Genomic DNA, 17117 nt, shown 5'->3' with positions numbered 1-17117 from the left:
GCCAATTTCCGTTCCGTCATGCGTCTCTATTCACCCCTCGCCGTCCTCGCGCTAGCCGTCGTGCTGGGTGCCTGTACCGGGACGTCGCAGACCTCCGGGCAGGGCGGCCCCGCCGAGCCTGCGCCGGAGCCCACGGACAAGGCGTCGTCGGTGGCCGAGTACGAGACGTTCGATCCGTCGGCGTACGACGCCCGCCCGCCGGAGCGCACCGTGGGGGTAACCCACCAGGTGCCCGACCGGCTGCTACAGGGGCGGGCGGACGAGGGCGTGCAGCAAACCGTCGAGGGGTTTCGGGTTCAGGTGTTCTCGGCGCGGGACAAGCAGGCGGCGCAGGACTTTCAGGTGAAGGTGCGGCAGTGGTGGGAGAACCACAAGGCGGAGGCCCCAACCTCGGTGCTGGGGGAGGAGCCGCCCATCGTCGTTCAGTACTCGCAGCCGTACTACCGGGTGCGGATGGGGGCCTTTGCCGGGCGCGACGCGGCTGAGGAGGCGCTTGCGTTCGTCAGAAGCGCGTATCCGAATGCCTTCATCTCCCGCGGCACGGTGACGGTGACGAGGTAACGGTGAAGAAGCAAGGGCGCGATGGGCGCACTACGACGCCGAGGGCTTGAGCGACTGGGCCTTGGTCGCGAGCCGGTCCACCAGATCGGGAGCGTACGTCTCGTGCTCCGGCTTCATTAGCACGCTGCGCAGGACGGCGGCCTCGTCCCGATCGGCGGTGAGAGACGGGCGAAGGGCCGTCAGCACGTCCGCAGAGAGCCGGTAGACGCTGGTGAAGATGGGATCGTCCGGGTCGTTCATGGCCGCGTCGAAGAGGGCCTGGCTCGCCTCGTGGACGGCGGAGAGGGACGATTCCGTTGTCGCGGGCACGTACGAGACGATGTCGGTCTCCGGGGGGGCCACGACGTCGAGGGCATCGGTGTCCTCTACCGCGTCGGTCCATGTGCGGGCCGCCCGCACGCAGGCGGCAAGGATGGGGCCGAGCCCGTCGTCCGGCTCCAGGGGCAGAGCCTTCAGCGTGCACCAGAGCGCCCCGGCCGCCGCCCCGGCACGTGAGCACTCCAGGCTGATCTCGCCGAGATGCAGGTCGTCGGACGTGAAGTAGGTATAGGGCGAGTCGTGCTGGTAGAAGCGCCCGACCGCCGGGTCGCGGAAGAGAATGCATCCGCAGCCGTACGGCTGGAGCCCGTGCTTGTGCGGATCGATCGCCACGGAGTCGGCCTCCTCGATCGCGCGAAATCGCTCCGCCGGAAAGCCCGGAATCTCGGGTGCCGCGTCCTCCGTCAGCAGCCGAAAAAAGCCTCCGTAGGCGCCGTCTACGTGAACGCGGGCGTCGTGCGCCTCACACAGCGGAATCGCGTCGTCGATCGGATCCACCGTGCCGAGCCCGGTCGTCCCGGCCGTGAGCACGACGGTCCCGATCGAGTGTTGGTCCAGAACGCGGTCGAGGGCGTCCAGGTCGATCCGGCCGTGGGCGTCCGCCGGCACGGGCACCACTTCCATGTCCAGCACGTCGCTCATGCGCCCGTGGGTGTAGTGGGCGCTTTCCGCCACGGCGAGCGCCTGGTCCGGGTGCAGTTCGCGCGCCACCCAGAGCGCCTCCAGGTTGGCCACGGTGCCGCCGCCGGTGAGGTGGCCGAGGCTGGTGTCGGGAAGCCCGAGCATGCCGGCCAGGTCGGCCACGACCTCCTTTTCCATCTGGCTGGTGGGCGGCCCGCCGTCGAGCGCGTGGTTGTTGGGGTTGATGCGCTGGGCCGCCGCGTACGCCGCCAGGGCAACGGGATGGGGCGGCTTCAGCATCTGCCCCGCGTAGCGCGGGTGGTGAAACGGGTAGTTCCCCTCCAGGCGCTCCAGGTATTCATCGAGGGCGCTGTCAAGGCGGTCCGAGTGGACGTCGAGGGAGTCGTGGCGGTCGAATGCGCCCCAGGACTGCTCCCAGTCCTCGACGTGTTGGAGGGCGCGACGGAGGAGGGCGTCGGCGGTGGGGGAGGGTTGCGTGGACACGTTGGAAGCTTGACGGTTGGAATGGTAGCGGTCGGACCCCGGTGGCTACCCCTTCAGCGTGGAGACAGGATCGGGGATTTTGCCAGGAGCGTTGAGGTAGGTGGGCAGATCAAGGGCGAGAAGGGGGGCGGTGAGGAGGCCCTTCGATCCGAGGGCGGTAAACGTCCAGAGCCGATCGCGACGGGGGAGGGGGCCGAGGAGCGGCAGGTTCGTTTCGGAGTGTTTTACCCGGACGCCCGCCACCTCGTCCAGCACCTCAGCGTGTTGCACGCCTGGGATCATGTCGCTGGTTTTCCCCTGGATGTATTCGGTCGCGTCCGGAGTGGGCGTGAGGTCTTCAAAGTTGTTTTCGTAGTTGCTACCGAGGACGAACGTGTCGCCCTCGGGCACGATGTAGCCCCGCCCTGACATCGGCGGAAGAGAACCCGAGGGGGCCTCGGGGCGGCGGATGCGAACGGTCTGGCCCTTTACGCCGCCCAGTCCCAGTCGCCGCAATTCCGGGAACGGGGGGTAGCCCTGCCCGAGGGCGAGGACCACGCGGTCGGCCCGGAGGTCTTCAGTGTCGGTGCCGCGATCGACCTCCACCACCGCGGCACCGGGCGTCTCGCGCCAGTATAGAACGGGCGCCTGCGTCTCGACCGTTGCCCCGCGGGTCGTCGCCCCGTCCAGAAGTTCCCGGACCATCGCCCCGACGTTCACGGCGCCGCCCTGGGGGACGAAGAGCGCACCGTGGTCGGGCTGCACAGCGGGATGTCGATCTCGAACCGTGGCCGGAGAGAGCCAGGTGGCAAGGTCTGGATGCGTCTCGGCGGCCTCCTGGAATGGCTCGACTTGATCCGGCTCCACGGCGGGTCGGAGCACGCCGGTGTCGGGAAAGAGGGTTGGGGCGCCGGCCGCCTCCAGGAGCGTCGGCACGGCGTCGAGGGCCTCCCGCAGGCGCCAGATGGGGCGGGCGCGGCGGCCCATGAACGGGTTGACGAGGCCCGCGGCGGCCCCCGATGCCCCGGACGCGGGGGCGTCGGCCTCCAGCACGTGGACCTCGTGGTTGCGGCTCAGGGTAAAGGCCGCACAGGCCCCGGCCAGGCCGGCCCCCACGACGATGATGTCGGCGTCGTAACGCATACGAAAAACAGCAGACATTTGTGCAACGGCCGCCTCCCACACGCGTCCCGTGCCTTTGCGTTCGGGACACTTTTATAAAATGACTCGTTCAAAACTGTGTTGCTGTACCCTCCAGCACATCTCCTCACGGAGAGCCTCCCGAACACTTCATTGGACGCGTTGCACGAATCGTTCGCTTTGCCATGACTCGAGACGTACTGATCGTTGGAGGGGGCACCGTCGGACTGAGCATTGGCTTTGAGCTTGTCCGCCGCGGAACGCCCGTGACCGTTCTCGAGAAGGAGACGGCGGGGCGCGGTACCTCGTACCAGGCCGCGGGCATGCTGGCCCCCGACGCCGAGATTGAATTCGAGGAGCGGGAACTCTACGACTTCAACCGGGAAAGCCTGCGGCGCTGGCCCGACTTCGCCGATCGGGTGGAGGCGGCGTCCGGCCAGTCGGTCGACTACCGCGACGAGGGGACGCTCATCGTGGCCGACGACCGCGACGCCGCCGAGGCGCTGGAACGGCTCTACGAGTTCCAGCGAGACCAGGGCCTGGACGTGGAGTGGCTCACCGGGGAGGAAGCGCGCGACGTGGAGCCGTTCGTGTCCCCGAGCCTCGCCGCCGCCGTGTACGCGCCCTCGGATCACCAGGTTGACAACCGCCGCCTCGTGGAGGCCCTGCGGACGGCGTTCGAGGCGGAGGGGGGCACGCTGCACGAAGACACACCCGTTGAGGCCGTCGTGCCGGACGGGGAGGTCCCGGCGGTCCGGACGGCCGGTGGCGAGCGCATCGAGGGAAAACGTGTCGTGGTGGCGGCGGGCGTCTGGTCTCGCGAGTTGGACGGCCTCACGCCCGACGCGACGCCGCCGGTGCGTCCCGTGAAGGGACAGTCGATTCAACTGCGCAGCAAACGCCCCTTCGACCTTCGGCACGTGATTCGGGGGCCGGAGGCATACCTTGCTCCCAAGAGTGACGGGCGGATCGTGATGGGGGCCACGAGCGAAGAAATGGGCTTCGACACGACGGTGACGGCGGGGGGGCTCTACGACCTCCTGGAGGGCGGATGGGAAGTGGTGCCGGGCATCCGAGACCTGCCGGTCGACGAGACATGGGCCGGATTGCGGCCCGCGAGCCGCGACCACGCCCCCCTCCTGGGACGGTCGGCGGCGCCCGGCGTGCTCATGGCGACTGGGCACTATCGTCACGGGATCCTGCTGACGCCCATCACGGCCGAAGAGATGGCGCGACTGATTCGCACCGGAGAAACCTCGGACTGGCTACAGCCGTTTTCTCCCCGTCGTTTTTCCGATGCCAAGTCCCCGACAAGGTCTGCATGAGTTCCCCGACCGACACCTCCATTCCCATCACGGTCAACGGGAACGGGCGCACTGTGCCCGAGGAGTATCCGTTGACCGAGCTGCTCCGGGACCTGGAGATCGATCCCGATAATGAGGACGAGACCGCCGGGGTTGCGGTGGCGCTCAATGAGAGCGTGGTTCGCCGACAGGATTGGGAGGACGTGCGGCTGGCCGAGGAGGACTCGATTGAGGTGATCCAGGCACAGCCGGGCGGGTAAGAGCGGGGGATCGAGAGCACCGAGGTCTTTTGCGTTGAACAGTCTGATTATGAGTGACGCCACGCACGCCAACGGAACGGTCGCGAACGAGACGGACGACGCCCTCGTGGTGGGCGACCATTCCTTCTCGTCCCGCATCATCGTGGGGACGAGCCGCTACCCAAACCCGCAGGTCATGCTTGATGCCCTGGAGGCGACGGGGACCGAACTGGTCACCGTTGCCATCCGGCGGGTCAACATCGAGAATCCGGCCCCCGAGAGTCACCTTGATCTTCTTCGCAGGGGCGGGTACGAGATCCTGCCGAACACGGCGGGCTGCTACACCGCCCGCGAGGCGGTCTTGACGGCGCGCCTTGCCCGAGAGGCCCTGGGCACGGACCTCCTCAAGCTGGAGGTGATTGGGGACGACGAGACGCTCATGCCGGACGTAGAGCAGCTGCTTGACGCCGCAAAGACGCTCGTCGACGACGGCTTTACGGTCCTCGCCTACGCCAACGACGACCCCATTACGTGCCGCAAGCTGGCGGACCTCGGGTGTGCGGCCGTCATGCCCCTCGGATCGCCCATCGGGAGTGGCATGGGCATCGTCAATCCGTACAACCTGCGCATCATCCGTGAGATGATCGAGGACACGCCCCTGATCGTCGACGCCGGGATTGGGACGGCGAGCGACGCCGTGACGGCGATGGAGCTGGGCTACGACGGCATCCTGCTCAACACGGCGATTGCCCAGGCCCAGCATCCGGTCGACATGGGCCGTGCCATGCGCCGGGCGGTTGAGGCCGGGCGGACGGCCCACCACGCCGGACGCATGCCACGGCGTCTGTACGCCGATGCGTCGTCGTCCATGGAGGGACGGATTGGGACGTGACAAGGAGAACAGGGCTCCCGGTGTGCATCCTTTGCGGACCTCCCGGTGCGTACTCCCTGAACGTGTCGTCAGCAGTGAACCCTAAGTTCTTCGATGCCACTCATGGGCGCCCTTCCATATCCCCGCCTGGCCCTCATTGCCGACGGCTTTACGAGCGACGCCCGGGCTGATCGGGCGATCGAGGCGGTGCGGGCGGGGGTGCGCTGGGTGCACCTGCGGGATCATGAGGCGGGCCCAGAGGCATTCGCGACGGCGGCGCACACTCTTGCGGATCGTCTCCGGGCCGCGGCCGACGGCGTCACCGTTACGGTCAACAGTCGCGTCGATGTCGCGGAGGCGCTCGGAGGCGGGGCACACGTCGGGTGGCGAGGGCCCTCGGTGGAAAAGACCCGTGAGCTGCTGGGGGCGGGGGCCCTCATCGGCTACTCCGCCCACGAACATGTTGAGGCGGAGGGGGGACGCACACAGGGGGTTGATTATTACTTTTTTAGTCCGGTTTTTCCAACCTCCAGCAAGCCGGATCAGCCCCCAGCGGGTGTAGGGCCGCTTCGCGCTTTTTGTCGCGCCGCGGCCCCGGTGCCTGTATTTGCCCTCGGCGGCATCACCCCCGAACGGGTTTCGGTGTGCCGGGCAGCCGGCGCCCGTGGGGTGGCCGTGCTGTCGGGAATCATGAACGTAGACACGCCCCGCGCCGCGGCTCGTGCCTACCTGCGCGCACTCGCCGAGCACGCCTAGGAGGCGCTCCACCACTACCGCACTGCCTTGACCAACATCCGTCTCGCTTATGCCCACGAAACCAGTAGCCCTCACCATCGCCGGAAGCGACTCTGGAGGGGGCGCCGGCATCCAGGCCGATCTCAAGGCCCTGGAGGCGAACGGCGTCTTTGGCACGTCGGCCCTCGCAGCCATCACGGCGCAGAACACCGAAGAGGTTGCGCAGGCGCACGACCTGCCGCCGTCACTCGTGGCCGCCCAGATCGACGCTGTCGTGACCGACATGGACGTCCAGGTGACCAAGACCGGGATGCTCTCGGCGCCCCCAATTATCGAGGCGGTGGCCGATCGAGTGGCGACCCACGACCTACGCCCGTTCGTGGTTGATCCGGTCATGATATCAAAGACGGGATTCAAGCTGCTACAGGACGAGGCCATTGACACGCTGGTCAACGATCTCCTTCCCCTGGCCACCCTCGTCACGCCGAACGTCCACGAGGCGGAGCACCTCACCGACGTGGAGATCGAAACGCCTGATGACCTGCGGGCGGCCGCGGAGGCGCTGCTGGAGCACGGCCCGGACGCCGTGCTCGTAAAAGGAGGGCACCTGTCCGGAGCCGACGATGCGGTGGACGTGCTCACAGACGGCGAGACGACCCGGCGCTTCCAGGCCCCACGGATCGATACGGAGCATACCCACGGCACTGGCTGTACCTACGCCTCCGCCATCGCCGCTCACCTGGCGAAGGGGCACGACCTGGGCGCGGCCGTGGACCGGGCAAAGCGGTACGTGACCGGCGCCATCCGCCACGCCCTGCCGCTCGGGCACGGACGGGGGCCCACGAACCACTTTTTTCACCTCGACCCCGAGGCGGCCCTTGCCGAGACCGATGTAACCGCCGTGTCGACGTAGCCGCTGGGCCTCGACAGCATGAACACTTCGTAAGACCGTCGACGAAAGGATCTTTTGGGTTTGACGGGGCGTGTATACGATGCTTCTTGCAAAGAGACGACGCGATCACCATACCTGCCCGTAGCTCAGTTGGACAGAGCGCAGCCTTGCGGTGGCTGAGGCCGGGGGTTCGAATCCTCCCGGGCAGGCCTTTTCTAATCTGCTGTCCCCCCTCGGTCTCCCTGTGAGGCTGAGGGGTTTTCTTTGTCGGCCGTGGACGTGGCGTTCAGGCAAGAGGAATTGACCCTGTGCGGAATGAGGACTACGTTAAGAATCAAGGATTCCCGCCCTCTGCTCTTCGGTCAATCCTCGCTCATCAGACTGATGCCTCGTTCCATGCGCCGCTGCGGATTGCTTCTCTTAGCGTTCGTTCTAGCCGGTTCCGCGCAGGCCCAGGATCATGGGCTTTGGACCATGTATCAGCACCACCTGAAGGGAGCGAAGTACGTGGACCTTACGTTCGCCTTCGAACCCACGAGTCCCGTCTGGCCCGGGTTCAACAACGCCAAGTTTGGCGCCGCGGCGGCCGGAAACGCCATCCCGGGGTACGTGGAGGAGGGGGAGACGTACACCTACGACGAGCATGGCTTCGTCGCCACCTCCTACGTGCTGCCAACCGATCAGTACGGCACGCAACTCGACCCGCCGGCTCACTGGAACAAGCGCGGTGCTACGATCAGCGACCTGCCCCCAACCTACGCGGTCCGTCCGCTCGTGGTGGTAGACGTGCATGAGAAGGTTGCCAAGGAGCCGGGCTACCACGCGAAAGTGGACGACGTGAAGGCCTGGGAGGAGGAGCACGGAGAGATTCCGGCCGGGGCGGTGGTGATGTTTCGGTCCGACTGGCACGAGCGGTGGACGACCGAGCCGGACCGCTACAACCAGACGCCGTTCCCCGGTGTGGCTCTGGAGACGGCCAAGTATCTCCACGAGGAGCGGGACATTCTCTTCCACGGCCACGAGCCGCTCGACACAGATACGACCGCTGGCCTTGTCACCGAAGACTGGATCCTCAACAACAACTATGCGCAGGCCGAGGGGGTGACGAACCTGGACCAGGTGCCGGAGCGTGGTGCCCTTATCGCCATCGGGTTTGCCAAGCCGAAGGGGGGCACCGGTGGCTATGCCCGCTACGTCGCCATCTGCCCGCCCGACTGGGAGCACGGCGTAACGATGGACGAGGCGCCCGGTGCGCCCCTCCCCGAACACGACCAGCCGCTGCAGCGGGATGAGAATGGAGTCATGCGCCCCGCCCCGGCGGACTCAGAACAGTAACCTCCGGATGCGCACCCGCTGCGAAGTCTGAAGACGCTTCCAGGGCGATGCAATCCGCGAGACGGACATACGCTGAGCCCTCGCCTCCTCCACGAGCGAACCTCACAGGTCTGAACGACCGGGGCCCGACGAATAGCGCTGTCTACACCATGAGCCCGTCTTTCGGGGCTCAACGTACTGTATTGGTCGGGGCCAGTCAGCTGGGCAGCTTCTCTCTACGTTTCGACTGGCTGAAGGTGGTCTTGCAGTCCCCGATTCGGGCGTCGCCGTTCTCCGAACCCTCACTACATCGCCGGGTCCGGGGGGCTGTGCATCCAATTGTGTACGGAGGCCGAGCAGATCTCCTAAGCTGCGCACATGAGCATCTCGCTTTGCGAACGGCCTTGCTCGGTGACCAATAGTATTGCGGGTAGTCTCCGAAAGCTCTGGACTGTCCGTCGGGAAAGCCGTCTAGTTGAGGGCCCTCTCCAACGCCCCGCGGCCTCGCGTACCCGTCGAGGGGAGCCACTTACTTCTGTTATTGCAGTGATAGCGCTATGATAAGGATAGAAGCTCCCAGGTTGATCTACAATTCGTCGAGGGACCCCTGCTCTTGCGGTGTACGGTCCCCGGGCGCCTGGTAGGCCCGCAAGGAATCCGTCAGCAGCTGGCCCCAGGACGCATCGTACGGGTGGACGGCGGACACCGGCTTGCCGTCCCGGTAGACCGGTCGCCCCTGGTTTGCCCAGCGGAAGATGGAGCCCTCTAGGTTGTAGACGTGGGAAAAGCCTTGCGTCTGCAGCGCCGCCACCACGCCTGCGGACCGGTATCCGACCGAGCAGTACACCACGATTGGCGTGTCCGCTGCGAGGCTGTCCAGTGCCGGGTAAGCCTCCGCCGACGGGCTCACACGCCGTGCTCCCCGCAGGTGGCTCACAGCGTATTCCTCGGGCGAGCGGGCGTCTAACAAGACAGGAGTAGGGGATGCATCGTCGGCCAACTGTTCGGCGAGCGAGTCGGTGGTGAGGGCGGTGACATCTGGGTAGTCGGTTGCGATCATGTGGTCGACCGCCCGCCAGGTCAGTGCCTCTGAGCAACCGGCCTGGAGGGCCACCGCACACAGCAGCGACGCGAAGAGCCTGTGCATCGTTGGGAAGGGCATTCGGAAGAAAGAAGAGGACGCCTACAGAGCGATCACGTCTTCAATGCCGGAGGCCCGTTCGTAGATCTCGACGACCTCCTCACTGGACGACATGCGGAGGTGGGCGGTCACGCTCTTGTAGTTTCCCTTGCTGGACTCCCGAACCCGGACCGGGTGGTCGTCGAACACGGCTTTCAGGTCGTCCAGTCGGGCCGCCGGGGCGATAAATTTGAAGGTGTATTGTGTCGGCCAGTCGTTCTGGTCGTCGAGCAATTCCTCAAAACGGTCCCACCAGGCCTCGTCGTTTTCGGCGTCCGGCTGATTGATAAACTGCATCAAAGAAGAAGGTTGGTTTGAAAGCCCTTGGTAACCCATTTACGCGTCGCGGTATCGGTTCGTTCTTCGGAGCAGGACGTAGGGAAAGTGTGAAATTGTCAATAAACGACAGTGCGGGCGGGGGTGGGGCTGTATCAAATCAGCAGAGTAGGGCCGTTATTAACCATGCTTGATGTCACTCTCATTTCAAAGCGTCTCCGTGTTTTATGGATTGGACTTCGCTTCGCGAGTACGGGTCGCGGATCGGCCTCACGTTCACGGCACTCCTGGTCCTGCTGGCGGGTGCGGCACTGCCCGCGCAGGGGCAAGACTTGCTGCAGCAATTTGAGGACAAGGTAACCACCTTCACGCTGGACAACGGGTTGGACTTCGTGGTGATCGAGCGCCATGATGCGCCCGTTGCCTCGTTCGCGACGTACGCCGACGTGGGGTCGGTCGACGAGCCGGAGGGCAAGACTGGCATCGCCCATATGTTCGAACACATGGCGTTCAAGGGCACGACCACGATCAGCACGAAGGACATCGAGAACGAAATGCAGGCTCTGGAGCGCCAGGAGGAGGTCTACCTGCAGCTTCGACGGGAGCGGGCGAAAGGCCCGCAGGCCGACTCGTCCCGCATCACGGAGCTAGAGGAACAGTTTGAGCAGGCCACGCAAGAGGCCGAGTCGTACATTGAGAAGGGAGAGTTTGAAAACATCCTGGAACGGAATGGGGCGAGCGGAATCAACGCCAGTACGTCGTCCGACGCGACCCGGTACTTTTACAGCCTGCCGGCCAACAAGGCAGAGCTGTTTTTTGCCCTCGAATCCGACCGATTCGCGAACCCGGTCCTTCGCGAGTTTTATACTGAGCGCGACGTGGTCATGGAGGAGCGTCGCCAGCGCACCGAGTCGAGTCCCACAGGCCGTTTGGTCGAAGAGTTCTTGACCACAGCCTTCAAGGCGCATCCCTACGGCAATCCGACCATCGGCCACATGTCGGACCTCGAAAAGCTGTCGCGGACCGACGCCAAGAAGTTTTTTGAGAAGCACTACGGCCCGCGCAACCTTACTGTCGGGATCGCCGGGGACGTCGACCCGGAGCAGATGCGGTCCCTCGCAGAGGAGTACTTTGGAAGCCTGACCGGTGGGGGTGAGCCGCTTCCGGTCCGGACCGAAGAGCCGGAGCAGATTAGCGAACGCCGGACTGTTATCCGCGAGCAGACCCAGCCGTTCGTAATGGTCGGGTTTCATCGTGGCAGTATGCAGAACGAGGACGCGCCCGTTTATGATGTGCTTTCGGATGTGCTGACGGGCGGCCGCACGAGTCGTCTCTACGAGAGCCTGGTGACCGAGGAGAAGGCCCTTCAGGTCCAGGCCCTGCCGGCTTTTCCGGGTAGCAAGTACGACACCATGTTCGGCATCTTCGGGGTGCCCAACCGGGGAGTCTCGCCGGATAGTGTGGAGCACATGATCTACGATGAATTGGAAGCCATCAAGGAGAACGGCATCACGCAGGAAGAGCTCGAGCGGGCGAAGACGCGGGCACGGTCCAATCTCATCGGACAGCTCGACTCCAATCAGGGACTCGCCCTGCAATTTGCCCAGATGGAGGAGCTGAAGGGGGACTGGCGCTCGGTGTTTCGGCGGCTCGACGCCATCGAATCCATCACGGCCGACGATGTGCAACGGGTGGCACAGAACACGTTCAAGCAGAGCAACCGCACCGTCGCCATGATTAAAACGACCGACGATGAGCAGCAGCCCACGGCCGCCGCGAACTGACGCGTCCTGTTGCCTCCGCATCCCTTTTGGTATCTCCCGCTGACCAGAATCCCTTTGTACAATGGATCGCTTTTCGCCTTCTCGTCTGCTGTCCGTGATGGCCCTGGGTCTCCTCTTGATGGGACTGGGGGCTGTGCACTCGGCCTCGGCCCAAGAGATGGACATCCAGACGGCCGACTACGATGTGACGGAGCTTACGTACCCGGAGCTTCGCGACTTCGAGGTTCCGGAGCCGGAGCGTGTAGAGCTTGACAACGGCATGATCGTCTTTCTGCTGGAGGACCCTGAGCTGCCTCAGGTAAACGCAGCGGCCCAGGTCGGGGTGGGTTCCGTCTACGAGCCCGCCGAGAAGCGGGGCCTTGCCTCCATCACAGGAACCGTCATGCGGACCGGTGGAACCGAATCGATGGCGCCGGACAGCCTGAACACAGTCCTCGAAAACATCGCGGCCACCGTTGAGACCAGCATCGGTGAGACCTCCGGGTCGGCCTACATGTCCACCCTCGCCGACCACGTCGACACGGTCCTTCCCGTGTTCGCCGAGGTGCTCCGCCGCCCCGCCTTCGCGGAGGATCGGCTGCAGCAGGCCAAGAGCCAGGTCAAGTCGGGCATCTCGCGCCGGAACGACAACGCCAGCTCCATTGTGGGGCGGGAGTTCGACAAGGTCCTGTACGGGGACGACAGTCCGTACGCCCGCACCCCGGAACTGTACACGGTGGATCGGATCGAGCGGCAGGACCTGGTTGAGTTTCACGACCAGTACTTTCACCCGAACAACGTCATCCTGAGCGTGTGGGGCGACTTCGAGGCCGATCGGATGGAGCAGAAGCTCCGCGAGCAGTTCGGAGACTGGGAGGCCCCGGCCGACTTTGAGCCGCCGACCCCGCCGGAGCCGGATGCCGAGCGCGCCCATTCCGTCAACTTCGTTCAGAAAAGCGACGTCAACCAGAGCAACATCCGCATGGGGCACCCGGGGGAGCTGACCCGTCGGAGTGACGACTACGCCTCGGTGCAGATGATGAACGAGGTGCTTAGCGGGGGCTTCTCCGGTCGCCTGTTTCAGCAGGTGCGTCGCGAAAAGGGCCTGGCGTATTCCGTCGGCGGGGCCTACACGGCGGGCTACAACCGGCCGGGTCGCTTCTACGCGGGCGTCGCGTCCCAGAGTGCTAGCACCGTCGAGGCGACGAACGCAGTGATGACGGAGGTGGAGCGGATGCGGGAGGAGCCGCCCACCGAGGAGGAGCTCGGGCTCGCCAAGGACAGCTACCTAAACTCGTTCGTCTTCAACTTCGACTCGGAGCGGGAAATTCTGGGGCGTCGGGCGACCTACGAGTACTACGACTATCCCGCCGACTTTCTGCAGCGGACCCGGGAGGCCATCGAAGAGGTAACGCCGAATGATGTGCTGTCGGCGGCGCAGACGTACCTCCATCCCGACGAGTCGCATATCCTGGTCGTCGGGAACGGCGATCAGTTTAGCGAGAACCTGTCTACGCTCAGCCAGGACGGGACGGTCGATACCCTCGACATCTCGATTCCCCGCGAGGCCCCCGGCGAGGACGAGGCCGAGATGACGGCCGCCGAGGAGGAGGCTGCGATGGCGGGGCAGAAGCTGATGGCGGGCGCCAAGGAGGCCCTTGGCGGGTCGGCCTTCGACCAGATCCAGAACATGCGGGTCGTCACCAAGCAAAAGGGAACTGAGAGCACGCTCGTCGTTCGGCTCCCCGATCAATTGCGGACGGAGGTCAGCACCGCCATGGGCAACATCACCGTGGTCAACGACGGCGAGACCATGAAGATGAAAACCCCGCAGGGGACCCGCACCGCCCCGCCGTCGGCCCGTGGCCAGATCATGGGTCAGCTCTGGCGCAGTCTTCCCTACCTCATGGCAAACCTGGACCACGACGGCCTGACGGTCACGGCCCAGGGAGACACGACCGTGGGGGGTACGAGCTACCAGCAGGCTCGCGTGAAGCCCCCTGCCGGGTCCGAGTATACCCTCTACCTCAGCGCCGAGACGATGCGGCCGGAGCGTCTCACGCTCAAGCAAACCAACCCGCGGACGGGCCAGCAGGTGCAAGTAACCCAGACGTTCACCGACTTCCGCGACGTCAGTGGCGTCCGGCTTCCGTTCACGACCGAGACGGTCCAGTCGACGGGAGACGGTGAGAACACCGTCACGGCCACCATCCAGAGTCTCGATGTCAACGCGGACCTGAAGGACGGACTCTTCACGCTCGGCTCCTCGTCGAGCGGCGGTGCGTCGCAGTAGTGCCCCGAGAGAAAAAGCGAAACGCCACAAGCGCCCGGGGCTCTCTCCGTAGAGCCTCGGGCGTTTCGTCGTTCTGGGTTGATTGTGTAGAGGAAGCGTCCGGCCGAACGTTCAGGCGCGCTGGGGCATTGGAGTACCGTTCATTCTCGTGCACAGCGTTGTGTCCCCCCATGTCCCTCCCACAGTCCGTTGCGCTCTGCGACGTCGGGCCCCGCGATGGCTTCCAGTTTGAGGAGCAGTTCATTCCGACCGACCGCAAGGTCGACATCATCACGGCACTGGCCGACGCCGGCCTGCCGCGCATCCAGGTCACCTCGTTTGTCCATCCGAAGTGGGTCCCACAGATGAAAGACGCGGAGGAGGTGTGCAGCCGCCTGCCCGACCGTGAGGACGTGACGTACACTGGGCTCGCGCTCAACCAGCGAGGGCTGGAGCGCGCCCACGCGGCTGGTCTGTCACAGGTGGACCTCTCGATTGCGACGCACGACCAGCACAGCCGAGACAACGCCAACCGGACAGTCGGCGAGGCGGTTGCGCAGGCGGAAGACATGGTGCGATACGCCCACGAGCACGGGCTGAACGTGCAGATGGGGTTCCAGACTGTATTCGGATACGAGGCCCCGGGCGACACCCCGCTTGGCCAGGTCGTGGACATGAGCCGCCACTTCGCCGACCTGAACGTCGAGTCGCTGTCCCTCGCCGACTCCACGGGCCTCGCGCATCCCCGAATGATCAAAGAGCGAGTCCGGGCCGTGCAGAAGGTCATCGGCGACACGCCCCTTGTGCTGCACCTCCACGACACCCGCGGCCTCGGCCTCGCCAACGTCTACGCGGCGCTGCAGTGCGGCGTGGAGCGCTTCGACACGTCCCTGGCGGGGATGGGGGGGTGCCCGTTCATCGACGGGGCCACCGGCAACATCGCCACGGAAGACACCGCCTATCTACTCGACGGACTCGGGATTGAGACGGGCGTCGACCGGGATGAGGTGGGACGTGCGTCGGCCCGTGTGGAGTCGGTTCTGGACAAGGAGTTTCCGGGGAAGCTGCATCGGCTCCTGCAGCGAGCGGAGGGAGCCGAAACCGTCGCCGAATAACGGGCAAGAAATCGGTGGACGGCCGCCCCCCGAGCACAGCTATCCGTCCCGTGGGTCGGTGTCGAGGGACGAGACCAGTGAGGGGGTGCCGTTCTGCTGTGCCGATGCTTCCGTCGCGATCGCGCCTCGCGGGCCCACCCCGTCCGGAATCCACTGGCGGAGTTCGAGCCGCCCGTCCCGGTGCTCCACCAACGCCGTACAGTTCTCGATCCAGTCGCCGGTGTTGACGTACTGGGTGTTAGTGACGGCCCGCATTCGGGGCCGGTGAATGTGGCCGCAAATCACGCCATCGAACCCCTCGCCGTCTGCCTCCCGCGCGGCCGTCTCCTCGAATTCCGCAATGACTTGTCGGATGTGACGGGTCTCCTTTATGTAATTGGCGAGGGACCAGTAGGGCAGATCCAGGAGACGTCGCAGACGGTTGTACCAGCGGTCGGCCGCGAGGACGCCGGTGTACGCCCAGCTCCCCAGAAGCTCGATCCACTTGGAGTGGCGCACGACCCCCTCAAACTCGTCGCCGTGCACCACCAGAAAGCGACGCCCGTCCGCCGTGGTGTGCTGGGTCTTCCGCTGAACGGTGATGCCGCCGAGCTGGAGGCCAGGGAAATCGCGCGCCACCTCGTCGTGGTTGCCGGGGATGTAGGTGACGTTGGTGCCCTCGGCCTTCTGGAGCAGGCCCCGGATCAGGTCGTTGTGCGACGAGGGCCAGTACCAGGACCGCTTTAGCGCCCACCCGTCAATGATGTCGCCGAGAAGGTAGTATCGGTCGGCATCGTGGTTGCGTAGAAAGTCAAGCAGGTAGGCGGCCTTGGCCTGCGGGGTCCCCAAGTGGACATCGGAAATCCAAATCGCACGGTATTGCGTGGGGGCGGCCATGGAGGCACAGGGAAGAATGACGGACAACACGCCATGGGAAAACAGGAAGCCCCGCTTGGAGTTGCACCGTCGGTTCAAAGCGATTAAACGACCGAAGAAGCCCCCCTCGTGAATGACCAAACGAGAGTGCTTCTCAACCGGAATCCAGGAGGGCCGAGCGGCCCCGAAGAACCGATTGGTCCCATGTAGGCGCCTGAAGCTCAACGACGTACGGGAGACTGTCGGCTACGGCGAGGTACCGCTGCGCGTCGGGGGCGGGGCGCAGGCGAATGGACCGCCGAGCACCGTCCGCTAGGCGAAGACGCACCTCGTACAGCGCCTCGCCGAAGTCGTCGGGCCCGGTCGACTCCGCGAAGCCGTCGGCCTGGGGTGAGGAGAGAACGCGCAGCATCGACGAGACCTCGGTTTGCGACAGCGTGTCGCCCGCCGACACCCACGCGCCTGAGGCCGCCATCGTATCGCTCATGGTGACCCGCTGCATCGCAAAGGAACTGTCGGCGGGGTAGCGGAAGTCGATCCGCTGAATGTCCGCGCGGGTGAGGCCCCAAATTTGCTTGTCGCGCCAGTCCTCCACGTCTCGGGACGTCACCGATCGGAGGGATTGCTCGATGGAGTAGACGTCCGGCCGGTCGGGAGTGCGGACGTACGTGACGGGCGTGCCCCGGCGGCGTCGCTGAACTGGATTTGGGGACGAGCCCTCGGGTTGGGACTGCCGAACGCGGGTCCGGCCCACAATGAGTCGCCCCAGGGGCTCGTCCGCGGCGCCGAGCAGGGTGACGGCCGTGCCGGTCGAGTCGACGCCGTACTGGGGATGCTTGTCCGGCCGCCGGGTCGCCACCGCGCCGACCTCTAGGGAGGGCAGCGTGTTCAACGTCTGACGGACGGTCTGCGCACTGGCCGGGTAGGCCGTGGAGGCATTGGAGGACTGCACCGACCAGTTCCCGCTCGACCGCTCCAGTCGAACCGAGGGGCCGTTCGGACGCTCGATCTGGATGGCCTGTACGGCGCTCGTGTCCACGGCGAGCAGCTTGTCCTGAAAGGCCGCGCTCGACGCGGTGCCCCCGCCCCAGGTGGTGGCGAGGGCGAAGACGAGCGTGGCGGCAAAAAAGAGGGCCAGGGTCTTGGTTGCGTTCGTCATGCCGAGGGTCTCAAACAGT

Annotated in this window: 16 protein-coding genes and 1 tRNA gene; 11 read left to right on the top strand and 6 right to left on the bottom strand. The window is 65.4% G+C overall.

All coding sequences use genetic code 11. From position 1 onward, the window contains the following. The first annotated feature begins 18 nt into the window (after positions 1–18). Positions 19–561 (top strand): SPOR domain-containing protein, encoded by a 543-nt coding sequence (locus OJB03_RS09075; protein WP_263786673.1) that lies wholly within the window; start codon positions 19–21, stop codon positions 559–561. Positions 562–591: 30 nt separating this feature from the next. Here the strand turns inward: OJB03_RS09075 and OJB03_RS09070 are convergent, their stop codons facing one another. After that, positions 592–2004, bottom strand: coding sequence for a pyridoxal phosphate-dependent decarboxylase family protein (locus OJB03_RS09070; protein WP_263786672.1), 1413 nt, complete (start codon positions 2002–2004; stop codon positions 592–594). 45 nt (positions 2005–2049) lie between these two features. Further along, a complete protein-coding gene (locus OJB03_RS09065; protein ID WP_263786671.1) occupies positions 2050–3126 on the bottom strand; it encodes an NAD(P)/FAD-dependent oxidoreductase in 1077 nt (358 codons plus the stop codon). A gap of 182 nt (positions 3127–3308) precedes the next feature. Between OJB03_RS09065 and thiO the strand changes: the two genes are divergently transcribed. From thiO to OJB03_RS09030, 7 genes are all read left to right on the top strand, one after another. Continuing rightward, positions 3309–4448 carry a glycine oxidase ThiO gene (gene thiO / locus OJB03_RS09060; RefSeq protein WP_263786670.1) on the top strand — a complete coding sequence of 380 codons (1140 nt, stop codon included), beginning with the start codon at positions 3309–3311 and terminating at the stop codon, positions 4446–4448. Beyond that, positions 4445–4687 carry a sulfur carrier protein ThiS gene (gene thiS / locus OJB03_RS09055; protein ID WP_263786669.1) on the top strand — a complete coding sequence of 81 codons (243 nt, stop codon included), beginning with the start codon at positions 4445–4447 and terminating at the stop codon, positions 4685–4687. The genes thiO and thiS overlap by 4 nt, the downstream gene beginning before the upstream one ends. Before the next feature lie 49 nt (positions 4688–4736). Beyond that, positions 4737–5558 carry a thiazole synthase gene (gene thiG, locus OJB03_RS09050; RefSeq protein WP_263786668.1) on the top strand — a complete coding sequence of 274 codons (822 nt, stop codon included), beginning with the start codon at positions 4737–4739 and terminating at the stop codon, positions 5556–5558. A gap of 93 nt (positions 5559–5651) precedes the next feature. After that, entirely contained in the window at positions 5652–6293 is a 642-nt protein-coding gene (locus OJB03_RS09045) for a thiamine phosphate synthase (RefSeq protein ID WP_263786667.1), read from the top strand. Between the two features lie 49 nt (positions 6294–6342). After that, positions 6343–7185, top strand: a complete 843-nt coding sequence (gene thiD / locus OJB03_RS09040) for a bifunctional hydroxymethylpyrimidine kinase/phosphomethylpyrimidine kinase (protein ID WP_263786666.1) — start codon at positions 6343–6345, stop codon at positions 7183–7185. Between the two features lie 114 nt (positions 7186–7299). Continuing rightward, positions 7300–7373, top strand: a tRNA-Arg gene (locus OJB03_RS09035). Positions 7374–7548: 175 nt separating this feature from the next. Beyond that, positions 7549–8499 carry a cyclase family protein gene (locus OJB03_RS09030; RefSeq protein ID WP_263786665.1) on the top strand — a complete coding sequence of 317 codons (951 nt, stop codon included), beginning with the start codon at positions 7549–7551 and terminating at the stop codon, positions 8497–8499. A 565-nt stretch (positions 8500–9064) separates the two neighbouring features. Here the strand turns inward: OJB03_RS09030 and OJB03_RS09025 are convergent. Continuing rightward, complete coding sequence (locus OJB03_RS09025; protein WP_263786664.1) at positions 9065–9625, bottom strand: rhodanese-like domain-containing protein; 561 nt, start codon at positions 9623–9625, stop codon at positions 9065–9067. 36 nt (positions 9626–9661) lie between these two features. Beyond that, positions 9662–9955, bottom strand: a complete 294-nt coding sequence (locus OJB03_RS09020) for a DUF493 domain-containing protein (RefSeq protein ID WP_103021327.1) — start codon at positions 9953–9955, stop codon at positions 9662–9664. Between the two features lie 206 nt (positions 9956–10161). Here OJB03_RS09020 and OJB03_RS09015 point away from each other — a divergent pair, with 206 nt between their 5' ends. The 3 genes from OJB03_RS09015 to OJB03_RS09005 all read left to right on the top strand — a co-directional run bounded on the left by OJB03_RS09015 (position 10162) and on the right by OJB03_RS09005 (position 15084). Beyond that, positions 10162–11718: an insulinase family protein gene (locus OJB03_RS09015; protein WP_263786663.1), complete on the top strand. Its 1557-nt coding sequence runs from the start codon at positions 10162–10164 to the stop codon at positions 11716–11718. Between the two features lie 61 nt (positions 11719–11779). Then, the gene (locus OJB03_RS09010) at positions 11780–13990 is read left to right on the top strand and encodes a M16 family metallopeptidase (protein ID WP_263786662.1); all 2211 of its coding nucleotides are present in this window, start codon (positions 11780–11782) and stop codon (positions 13988–13990) included. Between the two features lie 170 nt (positions 13991–14160). Further along, positions 14161–15084 carry a hydroxymethylglutaryl-CoA lyase gene (locus OJB03_RS09005; protein WP_263786661.1) on the top strand — a complete coding sequence of 308 codons (924 nt, stop codon included), beginning with the start codon at positions 14161–14163 and terminating at the stop codon, positions 15082–15084. Positions 15085–15123: 39 nt separating this feature from the next. Here the strand turns inward: OJB03_RS09005 and OJB03_RS09000 are convergent, their stop codons facing one another. Then, positions 15124–15960, bottom strand: coding sequence for a UDP-2,3-diacylglucosamine diphosphatase (locus OJB03_RS09000; RefSeq protein ID WP_263786660.1), 837 nt, complete (start codon positions 15958–15960; stop codon positions 15124–15126). A gap of 133 nt (positions 15961–16093) precedes the next feature. Continuing rightward, positions 16094–17098, bottom strand: a complete 1005-nt coding sequence (locus OJB03_RS08995) for a DUF4340 domain-containing protein (protein WP_263786659.1) — start codon at positions 17096–17098, stop codon at positions 16094–16096. Between the last annotated feature and the right edge of the window lie 19 nt (positions 17099–17117).

The sequence above is a fragment of the Salinibacter grassmerensis genome (assembly GCF_947077765.1).
Classification (GTDB): domain Bacteria; phylum Bacteroidota; class Rhodothermia; order Rhodothermales; family Salinibacteraceae; genus Salinibacter; species Salinibacter grassmerensis.
The sequence above is the reverse complement of the archived record's forward strand: the minus strand, read 5'-3'. Positions and strand labels throughout refer to the sequence as shown.

Bases quoted from the DNA above. Each gene is read 5' to 3' on its own strand.
- OJB03_RS09030 (WP_263786665.1), top strand. From the start codon at position 7,549: ATGCCTCGTTCCATGCGCCGCTGCGGATTGCTTCTCTTAGCGTTCGTT.
- OJB03_RS09025 (WP_263786664.1), bottom strand. From the start codon at position 9,625: ATGCACAGGCTCTTCGCGTCGCTGCTGTGTGCGGTGGCCCTCCAGGCC.
- OJB03_RS09005 (WP_263786661.1), top strand. From the start codon at position 14,161: ATGTCCCTCCCACAGTCCGTTGCGCTCTGCGACGTCGGGCCCCGCGAT.
- thiS (WP_263786669.1), top strand. From the start codon at position 4,445: ATGAGTTCCCCGACCGACACCTCCATTCCCATCACGGTCAACGGGAAC.
- OJB03_RS08995 (WP_263786659.1), bottom strand. From the start codon at position 17,098: ATGACGAACGCAACCAAGACCCTGGCCCTCTTTTTTGCCGCCACGCTC.
- OJB03_RS09015 (WP_263786663.1), top strand. From the start codon at position 10,162: ATGGATTGGACTTCGCTTCGCGAGTACGGGTCGCGGATCGGCCTCACG.
- OJB03_RS09020 (WP_103021327.1), bottom strand. From the start codon at position 9,955: ATGCAGTTTATCAATCAGCCGGACGCCGAAAACGACGAGGCCTGGTGG.
- OJB03_RS09065 (WP_263786671.1), bottom strand. From the start codon at position 3,126: ATGCGTTACGACGCCGACATCATCGTCGTGGGGGCCGGCCTGGCCGGG.
- thiO (WP_263786670.1), top strand. From the start codon at position 3,309: ATGACTCGAGACGTACTGATCGTTGGAGGGGGCACCGTCGGACTGAGC.
- OJB03_RS09075 (WP_263786673.1), top strand. From the start codon at position 19: ATGCGTCTCTATTCACCCCTCGCCGTCCTCGCGCTAGCCGTCGTGCTG.
- thiD (WP_263786666.1), top strand. From the start codon at position 6,343: ATGCCCACGAAACCAGTAGCCCTCACCATCGCCGGAAGCGACTCTGGA.
- OJB03_RS09045 (WP_263786667.1), top strand. From the start codon at position 5,652: ATGCCACTCATGGGCGCCCTTCCATATCCCCGCCTGGCCCTCATTGCC.
- thiG (WP_263786668.1), top strand. From the start codon at position 4,737: ATGAGTGACGCCACGCACGCCAACGGAACGGTCGCGAACGAGACGGAC.
- OJB03_RS09010 (WP_263786662.1), top strand. From the start codon at position 11,780: ATGGATCGCTTTTCGCCTTCTCGTCTGCTGTCCGTGATGGCCCTGGGT.
- OJB03_RS09000 (WP_263786660.1), bottom strand. From the start codon at position 15,960: ATGGCCGCCCCCACGCAATACCGTGCGATTTGGATTTCCGATGTCCAC.